The organism is Psychrobacter sp. 1Y4, from assembly GCF_051847555.1.
This window is the reverse complement of the sequence record NZ_JBPYDE010000273.1, coordinates 1-898: the sequence shown is the minus strand read 5'-3', so window position 1 is coordinate 898 and position 898 is coordinate 1. Positions and strand designations below refer to the sequence as shown.

1 protein-coding gene is annotated in these 898 nt (G+C 44.8%); it reads right to left on the bottom strand.

Annotated features, from left to right (window positions below; genetic code table 11):
* A partial coding sequence (locus tag ACS8FC_RS15730) for an esterase/lipase family protein (protein ID WP_439297459.1) occupies positions 1-898 on the bottom strand: 898 nt, incomplete at both ends.

Sequence of the window (898 nt, the reverse complement as noted above, 5' to 3'; positions counted from 1 at the left end):
CTTGTGGCAAGGATTGTAGCTCAAACCGTTTTTTTAATTCCTTTTCACCAAACGATTCTTTTAGTGCATCGCGGATTTGCCGTTTTTCACTACTAGAGAGAATGTCTTGATCATCAAGTCTGTCCAAATCATCGACCAAATTATCATCGGACAGCATCATGCGCGCGATAATGGCTCCCATGCTGTGGCTAATGATCACGCTATTTTTACTGGCGCGATTTTGTCCCGTCGGGTCCGTCTGCTTGTAGGTAGTGTTGATTAATTGCTGAATTTGATAGCGGTTTTCTAAAATAGGCAAATTGGTTGGATAAAATATTTGCCAAACTTGGTAATTGTCGCGCAGCTTATCATCATTGAGAATATCGTTGGTGAGATTGACCCACGTGGCTGGGCTAGAGGCTAAACCATGCAGCATAATGATGACACGCTTGTCAGGGTCATAAGGTTCGAGCATAAACAGTTTGGGTAGACGAGCATCTGGCTGGCGCGTGATTAGGTTCAAATAACCCACACTATCCAACTGGTTTTCTGCCAGCCACATTCCATACCCTGCTGAGAAATTGGCTGCTAACGGATAGTTATCGTTAAGAATGTTGACGGTTTCAGTTTGGTATGGATTGTATAGATGGATATCGAGCTGGCGACTGCTCAGTACATCCAGCACACTATCACCACTTGGTTTGATCAAACCAGTCAGCAGTAGATGACCGGTAGGATAAATGCGTGAGCTTGGCTCGCTATCCTTTGTATTGTCAGTCTCATTGGCTAATCGACCCGATAGTGATGATGACAATAATTGGCGAATCGTGGTGGTATAACGATCATCCAGAGAAGCAACTAAGCTGATACCTAAACCGGGACGTTTGCTAACAGAGTTCAGCCCAGAGAGACGCAGCTC